We start from the raw sequence: 16,499 nt of genomic DNA on the forward strand, positions 1-16,499 counted from the left end.
TGTGGTGATTTTCGCATGCCGGTAGAGCCGGGCCCACGCTCGGCTGGCGCGCGTAGCGCGGGCTTGGTGATGCCAGAAGCAGCCGAGCGTGGGCTCGGCTCTACAGATGCGCGCGCGCGATCAACCCAACGCCTCCACCACCCAATCGATGAACACCCGCAGCCGCTGGCTCATGTGCCGGTTCGGCGGGAACATCACATGCATCGGCATCGGCGGCAGCTGCCAGTCCGGCAACACCGGCAACAGCTCGCCGCGCGCCACGTGCGGCTCGGCCATGTAGCTGGGCAGCGCCACCACGCCCAACCCCGCCAACGCAGCGGCCAGATAGGCGTTTCCATCATCGAAGCCGACCGTATAGCGGCCCTGCACCTCAACGCGTTCATCGCCGCGCTGTGCAACGAACACGCGTGCGCGGCCGCTGCGCGGGCTGAGGAAGCCGACCATGTGGTGGTCGGGTCCTTCCAGCGCGCGCGGATCGGTCGGCAACCCGAAACGCTGCACATAGCCGGGGCTGGCGTGGAAGCCGATCGGCAGCGCCGCCAGCGGCCGCGCCACCAGCGCCGGGTCGGCCGGGGTGCCACCCCGGATCACGCAGTCGACGTTGTCGGCGATGACATCGACCTCGCGGTCACTCACGCCGATGTCCAGCTGGATCTCCGGGTAGCGCGCCTGGAAATCCGGCAACGCCGGCACCAGCCGCAGCCGCGCGTACGGCCCGGGCACATCCACGCGCAGGCGTCCGCGCGGCTGGCTGGCCGCGTCACCCAGCCCGCCTTCCACCTCTTCCAGCTCGGCCAGCAGGCGGGCGATGCGCGGGTAGTAGGCCGCGCCGTCAGCGGTCACACTGACCCGGCGCGTGGTGCGGTTAAGCAGGCGCAGCCGCAGGTGCGCCTCCAGCTGCTGCACCAGCTGGGTGGCCGTGGTGCGGCTGATCTGCAGGGTCTGCGCGGCGCGGGTGAAGCTGCCGGTTTCCACCACCCGGGCAAAGGCCCGCATCGCCTCGAAACGGTCCATGGCGGGCCATGATTGTTTGGAATTGACAATCAATCTAGGCCGATCATCGCGGTTTATCCAGACAGCGCTGACGGGGAGGATGGCGTTCTCTCCCACGGGATCTTCCCCATGTCACAGCGTGATGTCGTTTTCCCCGCCGGCCGCCAGGCCCTGTACGAGCGCAACCGCTACTCGCCTGCGATCCGTTCCAACGGCTTCCTGTTCGTATCCGGCCAGGTCGGCAGCCGTGAGGACGGCTCGCCCGAGCCAGACTTCGAAACGCAGGTGCGCCGCGCTTTCGAGAATCTCAATGCGGTGTTGGCTGCTGCCGGCTGCACGTTCGATGACGTGATCGACGTGACCGTGTTCCTGGTCGATCCAGAGAAGAACTTTGAGAAGGCCTGGGCAATCGTGCCGGAGTATTGGGGCGAGGCGCCGCACCCGACCCTGACCGGTATCGGCGTGACCTGGCTGTATGGGTTCCAGTTCGAGATCAAGGTGATCGCGAAGCTGCCGTGACACGGGTAGTGCCGGCCGCTGGCCGGCAACGCGGTGGGGTCGAAAAGCGTGTCGACCAAGGTCGACACCTACCAGAGCACATGTGCGCGGCGCACCCGAACGATGTGATGGGGTCAGAGCCCTTTCCGGAGGAAAGGGATCCGACCCCGCGCCCGGCCCAGCTGAACGGGAGATTCCGACGAATTCCCGAAGCGTCCATTGATATTGTATCCGGCGAAAACCGCTTGCTAGCCTGCCGTCCATGCGCTGGATCACCCGCCACCTCCGTTCGACCCTGCTGATGCTGCTGATGGCGGCATTCGTGGTCGTGCCGGTGGCCGACGCGCTGGCCTGCACGGTGGAACCGCATGCCAGCACGGTGCATGTGGAGTCCGCACCGGATGCCGATGGCGATGCCGACGGCAAGCACGTCGGTGCCTGTGGCCACAACCACTGCCACCACTCCAATCTGAGCCTGCCGGCCAGTACCTTCGCCGCCTTCGGTGCGCCGCTTCCGGCGCGCTGGATGAATGCCGGCGACGCGGCGACCTATGCGGTCGCCCAGGATGAACTGACGCGTCCTCCCCGGGCGTGAGTTGAGCGCGTCCCGCATTCGCGGGCTTCGGTTCCCCTCACCTCCGGAAATTCTTCATGTCGACCCTGACACGTCGGCCGCTGCGTGCGGCCGGGCGGGTCGTCGCCGTGTTGCTGGGCCTGGCCCCGGCGGCATCGGTGATGGCGCAAGCCGCCCCTTCCTACGACACCCTGCTTGAACGCCTGGACCAGCTGCCCGGCACCCGCGTCGGTGCGGCGCTGGCCGAGGCCGCCGACGCGCGCGCCGACCAGGCCCGTGCGTTGCCCAACCCTTCCCTCTCTTACTCCGCCGAAAACGCCTGGGGCACCGGCTCCTATGGCGGCATGGGCAAGGCCGATACCGTGCTCACCCTGTCCCAGCCGCTGGAGGTCTGGGGCCAGCGTGGCGCGCGTGTCCGTGCCGCCCGTGCCGAGGCACAGGCCGCCAACCTGCGTGGTGCCCAAAGCCGCAGCGACGTGGCCAGCCAGCTGGCGGTGGTCTATGCACAGGCGGAAAGTGCACTGCGCCGCTACACCCTGGCCGAAGAAGCACTGAGCCTCACCCGCGCTGACGCCAACGCGGTCAACGCGATGGTCAAGCAGGGCCGCGAGCCGCAGCTGCGCGCCGTGCAGGCGCAGAGCGAAGTCGCCAACGCCAGCGCCGCGCTGGATGAGGCGCAGGCCTTCCGCGATGCCGCGCTGGCCCGCCTGGCCGGTGCCGCGCTGCTGGATGCGCCGGTGCAGTCGATCGGCGACAGCCTGCTCGACCGCGCGCCGCCGTTGCCACGCGGTGCCACCGATACCGCGCTGGCGGTGCGCATCGCCGAAGCCGAAGCGGATGCGGCGGGCAAGCTGGTCGACGTGGAGCGCAAGCGCGCCCTGCCCGACCTGAGCGTCACTGCCGCGCAGACCCGCTTCCGCGAGGGGGGCGAGCGCGCCTACAACCTCGGGGTCAGCCTCAGCATCCCGCTGTTCGACCGCAACCGCGGGGGCATACGCGCCGCCAATGCCGACCAGCGCGCGGCCGAGGCACGCCTGGACCAGCAGCGCCGCGACAGCGAGGCGGCACGCCTCTCCGCGGTGGCCGGTTTAAAGGCCGCCGGCAGCCGTACCCGCGCCGCCGATGAAAGCGTGGTCGCCGCCGAAGAGGCGTATCGCCTGGCCCGCATCGGCTTCGACGCCGGGCGCATCTCGCAGCTGGAACTGCGCAGCACGCGCAGCGCCCTCATCGCCGCCCGCGGCACCGCCGTGGATGCGCGCCTGTCGCGCGTCGCCGCGGAAATCGATCTTGCCCGCCTTGAAGGGCGCGCACCTTTTGTGGAGGTCCCATGACGCTCTCCCGTACTTTCCCGCTGATCGGCGGCGTGCTGCTGGCCGCGCTGCTGGCCGGCTGCGCTGGCAACGCGCAGACGCCTGCCAATGAAGACCCGGCTGCGGCCAAGGCCGGCACCGACGATGGCCACGGCCATGCCGCCGACAGCAAGGAGGCCAAGGCCGAATCCGCAAAGGCGCCCGCCGATGGCGATGAGGGTGTCGTGCAGCTGACTCCTGAGCAGATCAAGGCGTCCGGTATCGAAGTGGTCGCGGTCGGTCGTGGTGGCGGTAGCTCCACGCGCCTGTCCGGCCGGGTCGAACCGTCGGTCGGTGCACGCGCCTCGGTGGCGTCGACCGTGACCGGCCGCGTCGAACGCGTGCTGGTCGCACCGGGCACCGCGGTGAAGCAGAACCAGGCACTGGCGATCGTGGTCAGCGGCGAAGCGGCGGTGTTCCGCGCCAATGCGCTGGCCGCCTCGGCCGAAGCCGAGGCCGCGCGCCTGGCCTATGGTCGCGACAAGGCGCTGGTCGACCAGGGCGTGGTCGCCCGCCAGGAGATGGAAGCCTCGCGCGCACGGTCGCTGGCGGCACAGGCCCAGGCCGCTGCCGCGCAGGCCCAGGCCGCTGCCAACGGTGCGCCCGATGCCAGTGGCCGCGTGCGCATCACCAGCCCGGTGGCCGGCATCGTCGGCAACGTGCAGGTCACTCCGGGCGGTGTAGTCGCCGCCGGCAGTGCAGTCGCCGATGTCGCCGACCCGACAATGAACGAGCTGGTGTTCACCGCACCGCCGGCGCTGGCCGCACAGGTCACGCCCGGCATGACGCTGGAAGTGAGCGTGCCGGGTGGCAGCTTCACCGCCACCGTCACCGGTTCGGCCGCCGATGTGCGCCAGCAGGGCGGCGTCGCGGTGATCCGCGCCACCCCGGTGGATGCGTCGCTGCCGCCGGCCGGTTCGCCGGTCTCGGCCGTGGTGGTCACCGAAGGCCGGGACGGTTCGCTCAGCGTCCCGGCCGATGCAGTGCAGAACGTTGATGGCAGCAGCGCGGTGTTTGTCGCCGTCGAAGGTGGCTTCAAGGCGCAGCCGGTCCTGGCCGGGCGCCGTGCCGGTGACCGCATCGAGATCCTCGCTGGGCTGACCGGCAGCGAGCGCATCGTCGGTGCCAATGCCTTCCTGCTCAAGGCCGAGCTGGCCAAGGGCGAAGCCGAGCACGGCCACTGAGGAGGCGACCATGTTCAAGCTGATCATTGAAACAGCGGTGCGCCACCGCTGGCTGGTGGTGTTCATGGCCGCGTTGATCGCCGCGGTGGGCCTGTTCCAGCTGGGCAAGCTGCCGATCGACGCGGTGCCGGACATCACCAACCGTCAGGTACAGATCAACACGGTGGCACCGGCGCTGACACCGGAGCAGATCGAGCGGCAGGTGACCTATCCGCTGGAAACCGCGCTGGCCGGCATCCCCGGCCTGACCACCACGCGTTCGCTGTCGCGCAATGGTTTCTCGCAGGTCACCGCGATCTTCACCGATGCCACCGACATCTACTTCGCCCGCCAGCAGGTGGCCGAACGCATGCGCGAGGCATCGGAAGACCTGCCCGATGGTGCATCACCGATGCTGTCGCCGGTCACCACCGGCCTTGGCGAGGTGCTGATGTGGACGGTGGACTTCACCGCGTTCGATCCGGCCAAACTGGCCAAACCCGATGAAGCGGGCTGGCAGGCCGGCGAGGTCTACCGCACACCGGAAGGCAACCTGCTGCGTACGCCCGAAGAACGTGCGACCTACCTGCGCACCGTGCAGGACTGGATCATCGCGCCGCAGATGCGTTCCAGCCCGGGGCTGGCCGGCGTCGATACGGTTGGCGGCTACGTCAAGGAATACGGCGTGCATCCGGACAGCGCCAGACTGGCCGCGCATGGCCTCGGCCTGGCCGACCTGGTCACTGCCCTGCAGCGTTCCAACGTGCAGGCCGGTGCCGGCTTCGTACAGCGTGCCGGCGAGGGCCTGGTGGTACGTGCCGACGGCCTGGCGCTGACCACCGACGACCTGGCACAGGCCCCGGTGGCGACCCGCAATGGCGTGGTGGTACGCGTAGCCGATGTGGCCACGGTGGAACTGAGCCGCGCGCCGCGGCTGGGTGCGGCCAGCCGCAACGGCCATGAAGCCGTGCTGGGCACCGCGCTGATGATTGCCGGTGGCAACAGCCGCACCGTGGCCCAGGCAGCGGCCGCGCGCCTGGAACAGGTAAACAAGTCACTGCCGGCCGACATCGTGGCGGCACCGGTGCTGGACCGCAGCGTGCTGGTCAATTCCACCATCAAGACCGTCGCCAGGAACCTCACCGAGGGCGCGCTGCTGGTGGTGGTGGTGCTGTTCCTGCTGCTGGGCAACCTGCGTGCGGCAACGATCACCGCGCTGGTGATTCCGCTGTCGTTCCTGTTCGCAGTGATCGGCATGAACCGCTTCGGCATCAGTGGCAACCTGATGAGCCTGGGTGCGCTGGACTTCGGCATCCTGGTGGACGGTGCGGTGATCGTGGTCGAGTCGACACTGCTGATGCTGGGCCAGCGCCGCGCCGAACTGGGCCGTGCGCTGACCGCGATGGAACGCCTGCGCGTAGCCGCCGATTCGGCCATTAAGATGGCGCGCCCTGCGGCCTTCGGCCAGCTGATCATCCTGCTGGTGTTCGCGCCGATCCTCACGCTGGAGGGCGTGGAGGGCAAGACGTTCCACCCGATGGCGGCCACGTTCATGCTGGCCCTGGTCGGTGCCTTCCTGTTTTCCTTCACCTTCGTGCCGGCGATGGCCGCGCTGCTGGTGCGCGAGCCCAAGGTGAAGGACGGCGATGCGCACGCGGACGACGGCGAGCACGAAACCAGGCTGATCCGCGTGCTGCGTGCGCGCATCGAACCGGTGGTGCGCAAGGCCGTGGCGCACCCGCGCACGGTGCTGGCCGGTGCGGTGATGATGGTGGTGGTGGGCATCGGCGCGTTCTCGCTGCTGGGCCGCGAGTTCATGCCGACCCTGGATGAAGGCAACGTGGCGATGCAGGCCCTGCGCGTGCCATCGACCTCGCTGGAGCAGTCACTGGCAATGCAGCTGGCGCTGGAAAAGGCGATTGCCAAGCAGCCGGAAGTGGAAACCGTGTTCTCGCGCACCGGTACCGCCGAGGCGGCGATCGACCCGATGCCGACCAACATTTCCGACAGCGTGATCGTGTTGAAGCCACGCAAGGACTGGCCCGATCCGACGCTGGCCAAGGACGCACTGGTGGCGCGCTTCGAGAAACTGGCCGGGCAGCAGCTGGGCAACAGCTTCGAGTTCAGCCAGCCGATCGAGCTGCGCTTCAACGAACTGATTTCCGGCGTGCGTACCGACCTGGCCGTAATGATCTTCGGTGATGACTTCAGCCAGCTGCAGAAGGTGGCCGACCAGGTGGCGTTGAAGCTGCGTGCGGTGGATGGCGCGGCCGACGTGCGGGTAGAACAGATCTCCGGCCTGCCCACGCTCAACGTGGCGATCGACCACGTGGCGGCGGCACAGTACGGGTTGAGCGCTGCAGATGTGAGTGATGCGCTGTCCACCGGCATCGGCGGTACCACGGCCGGCAAGATCTTCGAAGGCGACCGCCGCTTCAACGTGGTGGTGCGCCTGGACGATGCCTCGCGCAACGATCCGGACCAGCTGGCCTCGCTGCCGATCGCCACGCCATCGGGGCTGGTGATTCCGTTGTCGTCGGTGGCGCGCATTACCGTGAGCGAAGGGCCGAACCAGATCAGCCGCAACAACGGCAGCCGCCGCGTGGTGGTGCAGGCCAACGTGCGCGGTCGCGATCTGGGCGGCTTCGTCGGCGAGGCGCAGGCTGCGGTGGCCGACGTGGCGCTGCCGCCGGGTGCCTACCTGACCTGGGGCGGTCAGTTCGAGAACCTGCAGCGCGCGGAGAAGCGGTTGGCAACCGTGGTGCCGGTGGTGTTCCTGCTGATCGGCAGCCTGCTGTTCATGGCCCTGCGCAGCGGCAAGGAAGCCATTCTGGTGTTCAGCTGCGTGCCGTTGGCGCTGGTCGGTGGCATCCTCGCGCTGCTGCTGCGAGGCATGCCATTCTCGGTATCGGCGGCAGTTGGCTTCATCGCCGTCTCCGGCGTGGCCACGTTGAACGGCCTGGTGCTGATGCAGGCGATCCGCGAACGCCTGGATGCCGGCGACCTGCCGCTGCAGGCGGCGATCAACGGTGCCTCGAGCCGCATCCGCGCGGTGCTGACCACGGCGCTGGTGGCGATCGTCGGCTTCATCCCGATGGCGATTGCCAGCGGTTCCGGTGCGGAGGTGCAGAAGCCGCTGGCCACGGTGGTGATCGGTGGCCTGATCACCGCCACCGTGCTGACCCTGCTGGTGCTGCCGACCTTCGCAGCACGGGTGGCCAAGCCGCGGCCGGTGGGGTGAGGCGAGAGGGGGTCGGAGCCCTTTCCACAGGAAAGGGATCCGACCCCGTGACCGGGTCGGGTTGCCGGCCAGCGGCCGGCACTACCCTCGCACGGTCAGGCCTTCTTGCGCTCGGCGATGTAGGCCTGGATCTGCTGTTCCAACACCGGCAGCGGCACCGAGCCCTGCTTGAGCAGGGTGTCGTGGAAGCCCTTGATGTCGAACTTGTCGCCCAGCTCCTTCTCGGCCTGCGCACGCAGGCGCACGATGGCGATCTCGCCCAGCTTGTAGCTCAGCGCCTGGCCAGGCCAGGAGATGTAGCGGTCCACCTCGGTGGTCACTTCATGCTCGCTCAGCGCGGTGTGGTCACGCAGGTAGGCCAACGCCTGCTCGCGGGTCCAGCCCTTGCTGTGCACGCCGGTGTCGATCACCAGGCGCGCCGCGCGCCACATCTCGTAGGTCAGGCGGCCGAAATCCTCGTATGGGGTTTCGTAGATGCCCATCTCCACGCCCAGTTTCTCGCAGTACAGCGCCCAGCCTTCGCCATAGGCGGAGATGTAGGCGTTGCGGCGGAACTCCGGCAGGTTCTTCTGCTCGGCGGCGATCGCGCCCTGCAGCGAGTGGCCCGGATCGGATTCATGCAGGGTCAGCGCCGGCAGGTTGTACAGCGGGCGCGACGGCAGGTTGTAGGTGTTGAGCCAGTAGGTGCCCATGCCACCGCGGCCGGCCGTCCAGAACGGTGCGATGTCCGGCGGCACCGGCACGATGGTGAAGCGCGCGCGCGGCAACGTCATGTACTTGCCCAGCTGGCCGTCCGCCCGCTTGGAGATCCACGCGGCACGCGACAGCAGCTCTTCCGGCGTCTTTGCATAGAACTGCGGATCGGTACGCAGGAAGGTCAGGAACTCGGCGAAGCTGCCTTTGAACTTCACCTGCTTGATGATGTCGTTCATTTCCTTCTGGATGCGCTCGACCTCGCCCAGGCCGATGCGGTGGATCTCGTCCGGCGACAGGTCCAGCGTGGTGTATTCGTGGATCTGCTGCCGGTAGTACGCCTTGCCATCGGGCATCGCTTCGGCGGCCAGGGTGGTGCGCGCCTGTGGCACGTACTCGTTGACGAAGAAGGTGCGCAGCTGCTGGAACGCCGGCACCACCTTGCCGCTGATCGCCGCGCGCGCCTGCGCCTGCAGTCTGGCCTGCTCGGCGGCCGGGATGGTGGTGGGCAGCTTCTTGAACGGCGCGTACAGCGGCGACTCGGTCGGGTCCTTCAGCTCGGCGACGGTGGCGATGGACACTTCGCGGCCATCGAGCACCGCGCGCGGCACGCTGAAACCACGCTTCAGGCCGGCGCGCATGTTCTCGGTCTGCTGGCCGAAGTAGCGCGGTACATCATTCAGGCGTGCGATGTAGTTCTGGTAGTCCTGCACGGTCTTCATCTCGCGCCGGGCCATGAAGGACAGGTTGGACCAGAACGAGGAATCGGCGTTGAACGGCATCTCGTAGCCGCGCAGGCGCGTCTCTTCGGCCAGGTTGAACACCTGGTCGTGGTAGATCGCGTAGTTGACCTGGTTGTCGGCCGACAGGGTCTTCGGGTCGATCTTCTTCAGCGCGGCCAGGGTCTCATCCCACACCTTCAGGCGCGCCTGCTGCGCGGCCGGGCCGACGTCGGGCATGCGGGTGGCGTTGGCCGGGGCGTCCTCGTCCTCGCTGGCCTCGCCACCGCCCTGCTGGCGCCACTTCCATTCCTTCTCGTACAGCGCGCGGAAGGCGGCGTCGGCGGGCGATTCAGTAGCCACGCCGGACGGTGCGGCGGGGGCGGGCGGCGCGGCCAGGGCCACGGCGGGGGCGGACAGGGCGATCAGCAGGGCAACGGCAAGACGGGTTTTCACGAGCACAGGTTCCCGGGAAGGCAGACCCCGATCATGGCACCGCCCATCGCCCGTGGCATGGGACGAAGGTCCTGCCTGCGCAGCAGACCGGGGCCCCGGTAGCCGCCAACCTTGGTTGGCGCTGGGTTCCCCGTGTGCCAACCAAGGTTGGCAGCTACCAGGCACGGTAGCCAGGTACGCAGTAGACCCACGTCATGCGTGGATGCGCCGCGGATCCGGACGGGGTGATCCGGACGGGGTCAGAGCCCTTTCCCATGAAAAGGGATCCGACCCCGGGGCCTCAGTGGCTGGCCTTGTCTCGCTTCCAGCCGCGGTGCTTGATGTCCAGGTGCAGGCTGTACAGCGCGGTGAACGCCGGGAACAGGTTCTGCAGCACGCCCACCGAGTCCTGCTTGGCCGAGAACAGGAAGTAGCTCAGCGTCATCAGGCTGCCGAGCACGCTCATGTACCAGAACAGGCGCGGGATCACCGGCTTGCCGGCGCGCTTGGACGCGACGAACTGGACCAGCCAGCGGCCGCCGAACATCAGCGCGCCGGTATAGCCGATCAGCTTCCAGCCGGTCACGTGCAGGCCGGTCCAGTACAGCCAGGTCAGCGGCTGGTCGAGCCAATGCAGCTCCAGATCCATCAGCGCTCCTCCACCGCGGTGCGCTTGCTGCGGGTGATCAGCCAGGCCACGCCACGCAGGTCGCGGATGCCGACCAGCGCGCGGCCGAGGTTGTTGTACTTGGACACGCCAGCGGTACGGTGGCGGTGGTTGACCGGCACGCTGGTGGTCTTCCAGCCGGCGCGCTGCATCAGCGCCGGCAGGTAGCGGTGCATGTGGTCGAAGTACGGCAGGTCGAGGAACGCGCTGCGTTCGAACAGCTTGATGCCGCAGCCGGTATCGGGCGTATCGTCGCGCAGCATGCGTGCACGGATGGCGTTGGCCCATTTGCTGGCCCAGCGCTTGCTGCCGCTGTCCTGGCGGTTGACGCGCCAGCCGGCAAACAGCTTCACCTGCGCCTCGGCGGCGTCGCGTGCGGCGAGCAGCTTGGGGATATCGGCCGGATCGTTCTGGCCATCGCCATCCAGGGTCGCGATCCACGGCGCGCGCGCGTGCTTGACGCCGGTGCGCACCGCGGTGCTCTGCCCGCTCTGGTTCACATGGTGCAGCACGCGCAGTTCCGGGGTGGTCGCCTTCAGTCCCTGCAGCACCGCCAGGGTGTCATCGCGCGAGTGATCGTCGATGTAGACGATTTCGAACGGCAGCCGGCCACGCAGCGCGGCGGTGATTTCGGCGACCAGCGGGGCGACATTGTCGCGCTCGTTGAATACCGGGACGACAACGGAAAGCTCGGGTTGGCTCATAAGGCACTCGGCCAAAGGGGGGACAAAGACCGCGCATTCTCCGCTGCCGAGGTTATCCGAAGATGAACCCCGCGGCGTGAGGATCCATCCTCAGGCGCGATCGCCAAAATACTCGCGGCACCACTGCACCACAGGCGGCAGGCCTTCTTCGATCGGGGTCACCGCATCGAAGCCGAAAGCGTCATGTGCGCGCCGGGTATCGGCCATCGTGCGCACCATGTCGCCGGGCTGCATGGGCTTGTACACCTTCTGCGCGGGGCGGCCGGCGGCCTGCTCGATCACGCTGATGAAGCGCTCCAGCTCGACCGGCGTATGGTTGCCGAGGTTGAACACCCGGTGCGGCACCGGGCCGTCGGCCGGATGCGCGAGGGCGCCGAGGATACCGGACACAATGTCGGAGACATGTGTGAAATCGCGCTGCATGCGGCCTTCGTTGAACACGTCGATCGGCCGCCCGGCCAGCACCGCGCGGGAGAACAGCAGCGGTGCCATGTCCGGCCGGCCCCACGGGCCATACACGGTGAAGAAGCGCAGGCCGGTGGCATGCAGGCCGTACAGCTGCGCGTAGGTGTAAGCCATCAGCTCATTGGCCGCCTTGGTCGCCGCGTACAGCGAACGCGGCTGGTCTACGCGCTGGTCCTCGGAGAACGGCGGCGTGGCCGAATCGCCGTAGACCGAGCTGCTGGAGGCATACACCAGGTGCTGCACGCCGCGGTGGCGGCACCGTTCGAGCATGTTGACGAAGCCGACCAGGTTGCTGTCGACGTAGGCGTGCGGGTTTTCCAGCGAATAGCGCACGCCGGCCTGGGCGGCCAGATGGATCACCGCCGTCGGCTGCACTTCATCGAACAGCGCAGCCAGGCCCTCGCGGTCGGTCAGGTCCAGCGCGCGCAGGTCCAGCGACGGGCACAGCGCGGCCACGCGGTCGCGCTTGATCTGCGGGTCGTAGTAATCGTTGAAGTTGTCCAGGCCGACCACGGCCTGGCCGGCCTCCAGCAGTGCGCGGGCGGTGTAGGCACCGATGAAGCCGGCAGCGCCGGTGAGCAGGATGGTCATGGCAGGGGCCTGGAAACGAAGTTCAGGCCCCTGATGTTACCGGTCTCAGAACAAACCGAAACGCTTCTTCGCCACGTTGGTGCGGCCGGGTTCGATTACATCCTGGATCTTCTTCGCGTCGAAGCGGTCGAGCAGCGCCTCGGCGCCCTTCCTCAGCTTCAGGTCCATCTCTTCGGGGTACAGCGGGACCAGGCTCATGAAGCTGATGGTCTTGCCGTCGTCCAGTTCCAGCGTGGCAAAGTCCTCCGGGGTGGTTACCGGCGGCAGCACGATGGCGCCGTCGAAGCCCACGCCCGGCGCATAGGGCTCGCTGGGATGGCCGTTGGGAATGGTGTGGCCGAAGCCCAGCCAGGTGTCGTACTCGTGCGGCAACCGCGCCATGCCCTTCAGCAGGCGCACCGGCCAGTAATTGCGCTCGTCCTCGAAGGCGTCCTGGGAGATGGGCCAGTCCGCCGGCAGGGTCACCATCAGTTCCATGTAGCGCGGCACGTCCGGGTCCACCTCGGCGGGCACGGTCATCGGCAGGTCGCTCATGCCGGAGGTGACCAGGCGCAGGTAAGGGCAGTGGTCATTGGCCGGCACCACGTGCACGTCGATGTGCACCAGGTCGGAGATGATCTCGTGGAAGACACCGGACACCGGGCCCAGATGGCGTTCGAGGTGGGCGCTGATCGCCTCGATGTGCCGTTCTTCGCCGGTGGCGAGCACGAAGTCCTTTTCGCGGCGATGTACCAGTATCTGGGTGCCGTCCGGGCTGACGTCCTCGTATTCGTTGCTCATGTCCTGCTCCCTGGATGAGGCCACGGACCGGAAGGCAGTGCATTCCCTCGGCGCGCGCGGCGGTACGTTCCCTGTCATTGGCGGGACACGGCAGGAACGGGCCGCGCCCCTGTCACTGCGCCGGGCTCAGCCCTGGCGCGTGCGCAGCTTTTCCAGCACGCCGTCCAGGGTATCCAGGTCGGTGTAGTGGATGATCAGCTTGCCCTTGCCACCGCGGCCATGATTGATCGCCACCTTGGCGCCCAATGCTTCGGACAGTTCGGTTTCCAGCGAGGCGATGTCGGCCTGCTGCACCTTCGGCGTGGCCGCCGGGCGGTTGCTCGGCACCTTGCCGGCGGCGAAGGCCTGCGCACGGCGCTCGACCTCGCGCACCGACCAGCCTTCATCGGCTGCTTCCTGGGCCAGCTTGCCAGCCAGCTCGGGAGCCAGGGTCAGCAGCGCGCGGGCGTGGCCCATTTCCAGGCGGCGGGTTTCCAGCAGCAGGCGGATCGCCACCGGCAGCTCCAGCAGGCGCAGCAGGTTGGACACCGCCGCGCGCGAGCGGCCGACGGCCTCGGCGGCCTCGGCATGGGTCAGGGTGAACTCGCTGATCAGGCGCTGCAGCGCCTCGGCTTCTTCCAGCGGATTGAGGTCTTCGCGCTGGATGTTCTCGATCAGCGCCATCGCGATGACGGTGCGGTCTTCCAGCTCGCGCACCACCACCGGCACTTCGTCCAGGCCGGCCAGCTGCGATGCGCGCCAACGGCGTTCACCGGCGACGATTTCGTAGTTGCCCGCCGGCAGCTGGCGCACCAGGATCGGCTGGATCACGCCCTGCGACTTGATCGAGTCGGCCAACTCGGACAGCTTGCCCTCGTCCATCTCGCGGCGCGGCTGGTACTTGCCCGGCTGCAGCTGGCCGACCGGCAACTTGCGCAGCACTTCACCCGGCAGCGGCTCGATCACCGCGGTGGTGGCCTGCACCTGGCTGACCGCGCCTTTCGGGCCCAACAGCGCATCCAGGCCACGGCCGAGGCCTCGCTTCTTGGCTGCCGGCTTGCTGCTGGTCATCAGACGATCTCCACGGCCTTGCCGGCCTTGTTGCGTTCGTTGTTGCGGCGGATGATCTCGCCGGCCAGGCCCAGGTAGGCCACGCCACCGCGCGAGGCGCGGTCGTAGCCGACGATGCTCTGGCCATGGCTGGGTGCCTCGGCCAGGCGCACGTTGCGCGGCACGATGGTGCGGAACACGCGGTCGCCGAAGTGCTCGGTGAGCTCGGCCGACACTGCGTTGGCCAGGTTGTTGCGCACGTCGAACATGGTGCGCAGCACGCCTTCGATCTCCAGCGCCGGGTTCAGGCTGGTGCGCAGCGCTTCGATGGTTTCCACCAGCGCGCTCAGGCCTTCCAGCGCGTAGTACTCGCACTGCATCGGCACGATCACCGAGTCGGCGGCGGCCAGCGCGTTGAGCGTCAGCAGCGACAGCGCCGGCGGGCAGTCGATCAGGATGTAGTCGTACTCGTCGCGGATCGGCGCCAGCGCGCGCTTCAGGCGCTGCTCGCGCTCGCTCTGGCCCATCAGCTGGATCTCGGCGGCGGTCAGGTCGATATTGCCGGGCAGCAGGTCGTAACCCTCGGCAGTCTGCACGCGTACATCGGCAGCGCTGTTCTCGCCGAGCAGCAGGTCACAGGTGGAGGCGGCCAGCTCGCGTTTGTCCACGCCACTGCCCATGGTCGCGTTGCCCTGCGAATCCAGGTCGACCAACAGCACGCGCTTGGGTGCGTTGGCCAGGGAAGCGGCCAGGTTGACGGCGGTCGTGGTCTTGCCGACGCCACCCTTCTGGTTGGCGATGGCGATGATGCGGGCCATGCGGGTGTGCCTCGTCGACGTGTGCTGGGACCGGTCATTATGCGTACAACCGGCCCCTTGCGGAAATCGTGGATCGCCAACCCGTTGTTCCACAAGGGGCTGGCGGCGGGAATCAGGGGCCTGTAACAGTGACCAGGTGGCGTTCGCCGGCCAGGCCGGGCACGCTCAACGGGGTCACCTCACGCACCTGCCAGCCCGCCGGCAGGTCCGCGATCTCCTCATGCGGGTAGACGCCCTTCATGGCCAGCAATACGCCGCCGGGGCGCAGCAGGTGGCTACCGACGCGGACGATGCCGGCCAGGGTGTCCATCGCGCGCGCGGTCAGCTGGTCGTAGCGGCCGGCCTCGTCCAGCGCCTCGGCGCGCGACTCGGCCACGCGGGCGTTGCCCAGGCCGAGCTGGCGCACGGCTTCGCGCATGAAGCGCGCCTTCTTGCCGTTGCTCTCGACCAGGGTGACCTGCAGGCCCGGGCAGGCGATCGCCAGCGGGATGCCGGGCAGCCCGGGGCCGGTGCCAAGGTCGGCCAGGCTGCCGTCGGCCACGAACGGCTGCATCGCCAGCGAGTCGAGCAGGTGGCGGGTGACCATCTCCTGCGGGTCGCGGATGGCGGTGAGGTTGTAGGTGCCGTTCCAGCGGTGCAGCAGGGCCAGGTAGCGCAGCAACGGCGGCGCCAGCGCGGCGTCCAGGCCCATGCTGGCCAGGCCCTGTTCCAGCGTGGCAGACACGCTGGCGGGAAGTGGGTGTTCGCTCATGCCGGCATTATCGCCGGTTTTGCGCGCCGATTCCCCGCTTCAGTGTGGATACCAGGCCAATGCGGCGCGGAACTGGCCGCTGGCCTGCCACTCGTGCAGGTGCCAGCGCGCGGCCTCGCCCAGTTCCGGGTCGCACCAGCGCAGGTGCAGGGCGCCATCGGGCCCGGGCGCCAGCTGCAGGCGGTGCAGGCCGAACGAGATGCCCTGCCCGTGCGCCTTCAGCATCGCTTCCTTGGCGCACCACACGCGGAAGAACCAGTGCTCGCGCCCGGCCTCATCCAGGCGTTCCAGCCAGGCCACCTCCTGCGGGTGGAAGAAGCGCTGCACGATTTCCAGCAGGCGCGGTCGCGGCCGTAGGAGCTCCAAGTCCACGCCCAGCCGCACGCCTTCGCCCAGCGCCACCAGCAGCACCTCGCCGCTATGGCTCCAGCCGGTGCCGTAGTGGGCCAACGGGCCGCTCAGTTCCGGCCGGCCCTTGTCATCGCGGACCAGCGGCAGCGTCTGCGGGTCGGCGCCCAATGCCTGCGCCAGCACCTGCCGCGCCTGCGGTTCACCACGCTGGCCCGGCACATGCGGGCGCCGCCAGACCGTCACCGGACCGAAGCGCCACGGGCCATCGAGGGTGGCTGGCAGGCTCATCCGCACACGCCCATCACGCAATTCCACGACGGGTTCACAGCCCTGCGCGTCAACTGGTCACAGTTCCCCACCGGAGGTTCGATCATGGGCATCATCATCTGGCTGATCGTCGGCGGCATCGTAGGCTGGCTGGCCAGCATCATCATGAAGCGCGATGCCCAGCAGGGCATCATCCTCAACATCGTGGTCGGCATCGTCGGCGCGCTGATTTCCGGCTGGCTGTTCGGCGGCGGCATCAACGAGGCGATCACCCTCCGCACGTTCCTGTTCTCGCTGATCGGTGCAGTGATCCTGCTGGCGATCGTCAACCTGTTCACCCGCAAGAGCATACGGTGATCTGAGGGTAGTGCCGGCCACTGGCCGGCAGATGTTCCAGAACGGGCCCGGCAA

16 protein-coding genes are annotated in these 16,499 nt (G+C 68.3%); 6 read left to right on the forward strand and 10 right to left on the reverse strand.

Annotation, left to right across the window (positions count from 1 at the left end; translation table 11 throughout):
- Positions 1-120 precede the first annotated feature (120 nt).
- Positions 121-1,014, reverse strand: a complete 894-nt coding sequence (locus AC5QAB_RS17765) for a LysR family transcriptional regulator (RefSeq protein WP_100450805.1) — start codon at positions 1,012-1,014, stop codon at positions 121-123.
- Positions 1,015-1,122: 108 nt separating this feature from the next.
- Here AC5QAB_RS17765 and AC5QAB_RS17770 point away from each other — a divergent pair, with 108 nt between their 5' ends.
- The 5 genes from AC5QAB_RS17770 (at position 1,123) to AC5QAB_RS17790 (ending at position 7,818) form a co-directional block, all read left to right on the forward strand.
- Complete coding sequence (locus AC5QAB_RS17770; protein WP_014648873.1) at positions 1,123-1,512, forward strand: RidA family protein; 390 nt, start codon at positions 1,123-1,125, stop codon at positions 1,510-1,512.
- A gap of 241 nt (positions 1,513-1,753) precedes the next feature.
- Complete coding sequence (locus AC5QAB_RS17775; RefSeq protein ID WP_014648874.1) at positions 1,754-2,086, forward strand: hypothetical protein; 333 nt, start codon at positions 1,754-1,756, stop codon at positions 2,084-2,086.
- 56 nt (positions 2,087-2,142) lie between these two features.
- Positions 2,143-3,396 (forward strand): TolC family protein, encoded by a 1,254-nt coding sequence (locus tag AC5QAB_RS17780; protein WP_049407169.1) that lies wholly within the window; start codon positions 2,143-2,145, stop codon positions 3,394-3,396.
- Positions 3,393-4,598 (forward strand): efflux RND transporter periplasmic adaptor subunit, encoded by a 1,206-nt coding sequence (locus AC5QAB_RS17785; RefSeq protein WP_049407166.1) that lies wholly within the window; start codon positions 3,393-3,395, stop codon positions 4,596-4,598. Before AC5QAB_RS17780 ends, AC5QAB_RS17785 begins: the two co-directional genes overlap by 4 nt.
- Before the next feature lie 10 nt (positions 4,599-4,608).
- Positions 4,609-7,818, forward strand: a complete 3,210-nt coding sequence (locus AC5QAB_RS17790; protein ID WP_049442091.1) for an efflux RND transporter permease subunit — start codon at positions 4,609-4,611, stop codon at positions 7,816-7,818.
- A gap of 95 nt (positions 7,819-7,913) precedes the next feature.
- Here AC5QAB_RS17790 and AC5QAB_RS17795 read toward each other — a convergent pair whose 3' ends face one another.
- The 9 genes from AC5QAB_RS17795 to AC5QAB_RS17835 all read right to left on the reverse strand — a co-directional run bounded on the left by AC5QAB_RS17795 (position 7,914) and on the right by AC5QAB_RS17835 (position 16,109).
- Positions 7,914-9,686 carry a DUF885 domain-containing protein gene (locus AC5QAB_RS17795; RefSeq protein WP_075075845.1) on the reverse strand — a complete coding sequence of 591 codons (1,773 nt, stop codon included), beginning with the start codon at positions 9,684-9,686 and terminating at the stop codon, positions 7,914-7,916.
- 280 nt (positions 9,687-9,966) lie between these two features.
- Positions 9,967-10,314: a lipid-A-disaccharide synthase N-terminal domain-containing protein gene (locus AC5QAB_RS17800; RefSeq protein ID WP_014648879.1), complete on the reverse strand. Its 348-nt coding sequence runs from the start codon at positions 10,312-10,314 to the stop codon at positions 9,967-9,969.
- Positions 10,314-11,036, reverse strand: a complete 723-nt coding sequence (locus AC5QAB_RS17805; RefSeq protein WP_005420380.1) for a glycosyltransferase family 2 protein — start codon at positions 11,034-11,036, stop codon at positions 10,314-10,316. The genes AC5QAB_RS17800 and AC5QAB_RS17805 overlap by 1 nt, the downstream gene beginning before the upstream one ends.
- Before the next feature lie 90 nt (positions 11,037-11,126).
- On the reverse strand, positions 11,127-12,092 hold the full coding sequence (locus AC5QAB_RS17810) for an NAD-dependent epimerase/dehydratase family protein (protein WP_197561911.1): 966 nt from the start codon (positions 12,090-12,092) through the stop codon (positions 11,127-11,129).
- Positions 12,093-12,137: 45 nt separating this feature from the next.
- A complete protein-coding gene (locus AC5QAB_RS17815; protein WP_197556635.1) occupies positions 12,138-12,872 on the reverse strand; it encodes a suppressor of fused domain protein in 735 nt (244 codons plus the stop codon).
- Between the two features lie 126 nt (positions 12,873-12,998).
- Positions 12,999-13,922, reverse strand: a complete 924-nt coding sequence (locus tag AC5QAB_RS17820; RefSeq protein WP_014648883.1) for a ParB/RepB/Spo0J family partition protein — start codon at positions 13,920-13,922, stop codon at positions 12,999-13,001.
- Positions 13,922-14,719: a ParA family protein gene (locus AC5QAB_RS17825; protein ID WP_014648884.1), complete on the reverse strand. Its 798-nt coding sequence runs from the start codon at positions 14,717-14,719 to the stop codon at positions 13,922-13,924. Before AC5QAB_RS17825 ends, AC5QAB_RS17820 begins: the two co-directional genes overlap by 1 nt.
- A gap of 112 nt (positions 14,720-14,831) precedes the next feature.
- Positions 14,832-15,470, reverse strand: coding sequence for a 16S rRNA (guanine(527)-N(7))-methyltransferase RsmG (rsmG, locus tag AC5QAB_RS17830; protein WP_197561910.1), 639 nt, complete (start codon positions 15,468-15,470; stop codon positions 14,832-14,834).
- 39 nt (positions 15,471-15,509) lie between these two features.
- Entirely contained in the window at positions 15,510-16,109 is a 600-nt protein-coding gene (locus AC5QAB_RS17835) for a 4'-phosphopantetheinyl transferase superfamily protein (protein ID WP_197561909.1), read from the reverse strand.
- An 84-nt stretch (positions 16,110-16,193) separates the two neighbouring features.
- On the opposite strand from AC5QAB_RS17835, the gene AC5QAB_RS17840 reads away from it, so the two are divergent.
- Positions 16,194-16,445, forward strand: coding sequence for a GlsB/YeaQ/YmgE family stress response membrane protein (locus tag AC5QAB_RS17840; RefSeq protein WP_014648887.1), 252 nt, complete (start codon positions 16,194-16,196; stop codon positions 16,443-16,445).
- The last annotated feature ends 54 nt before the right edge of the window (positions 16,446-16,499 follow it).

It is taken from the genome of Stenotrophomonas sp. YJH_SMC_127 (assembly GCF_059372445.1).

Excerpts from the sequence above, each read along its gene's own strand:
- AC5QAB_RS17770 (WP_014648873.1), top strand. The coding sequence starts at position 1,123 with ATGTCACAGCGTGATGTCGTTTTCCCCGCCGGCCGCCAGGCCCTGTAC.
- AC5QAB_RS17805 (WP_005420380.1), bottom strand. The coding sequence starts at position 11,036 with ATGAGCCAACCCGAGCTTTCCGTTGTCGTCCCGGTATTCAACGAGCGC.
- AC5QAB_RS17775 (WP_014648874.1), top strand. The coding sequence starts at position 1,754 with ATGCGCTGGATCACCCGCCACCTCCGTTCGACCCTGCTGATGCTGCTG.
- AC5QAB_RS17820 (WP_014648883.1), bottom strand. The coding sequence starts at position 13,922 with ATGACCAGCAGCAAGCCGGCAGCCAAGAAGCGAGGCCTCGGCCGTGGC.
- AC5QAB_RS17780 (WP_049407169.1), top strand. The coding sequence starts at position 2,143 with ATGTCGACCCTGACACGTCGGCCGCTGCGTGCGGCCGGGCGGGTCGTC.
- AC5QAB_RS17810 (WP_197561911.1), bottom strand. The coding sequence starts at position 12,092 with ATGACCATCCTGCTCACCGGCGCTGCCGGCTTCATCGGTGCCTACACC.
- AC5QAB_RS17790 (WP_049442091.1), top strand. The coding sequence starts at position 4,609 with ATGTTCAAGCTGATCATTGAAACAGCGGTGCGCCACCGCTGGCTGGTG.
- rsmG (WP_197561910.1), bottom strand. The coding sequence starts at position 15,470 with ATGAGCGAACACCCACTTCCCGCCAGCGTGTCTGCCACGCTGGAACAG.
- AC5QAB_RS17800 (WP_014648879.1), bottom strand. The coding sequence starts at position 10,314 with ATGGATCTGGAGCTGCATTGGCTCGACCAGCCGCTGACCTGGCTGTAC.
- AC5QAB_RS17765 (WP_100450805.1), bottom strand. The coding sequence starts at position 1,014 with ATGGACCGTTTCGAGGCGATGCGGGCCTTTGCCCGGGTGGTGGAAACC.
- AC5QAB_RS17785 (WP_049407166.1), top strand. The coding sequence starts at position 3,393 with ATGACGCTCTCCCGTACTTTCCCGCTGATCGGCGGCGTGCTGCTGGCC.
- AC5QAB_RS17815 (WP_197556635.1), bottom strand. The coding sequence starts at position 12,872 with ATGAGCAACGAATACGAGGACGTCAGCCCGGACGGCACCCAGATACTG.
- AC5QAB_RS17840 (WP_014648887.1), top strand. The coding sequence starts at position 16,194 with ATGGGCATCATCATCTGGCTGATCGTCGGCGGCATCGTAGGCTGGCTG.
- AC5QAB_RS17835 (WP_197561909.1), bottom strand. The coding sequence starts at position 16,109 with ATGAGCCTGCCAGCCACCCTCGATGGCCCGTGGCGCTTCGGTCCGGTG.
- AC5QAB_RS17825 (WP_014648884.1), bottom strand. The coding sequence starts at position 14,719 with ATGGCCCGCATCATCGCCATCGCCAACCAGAAGGGTGGCGTCGGCAAG.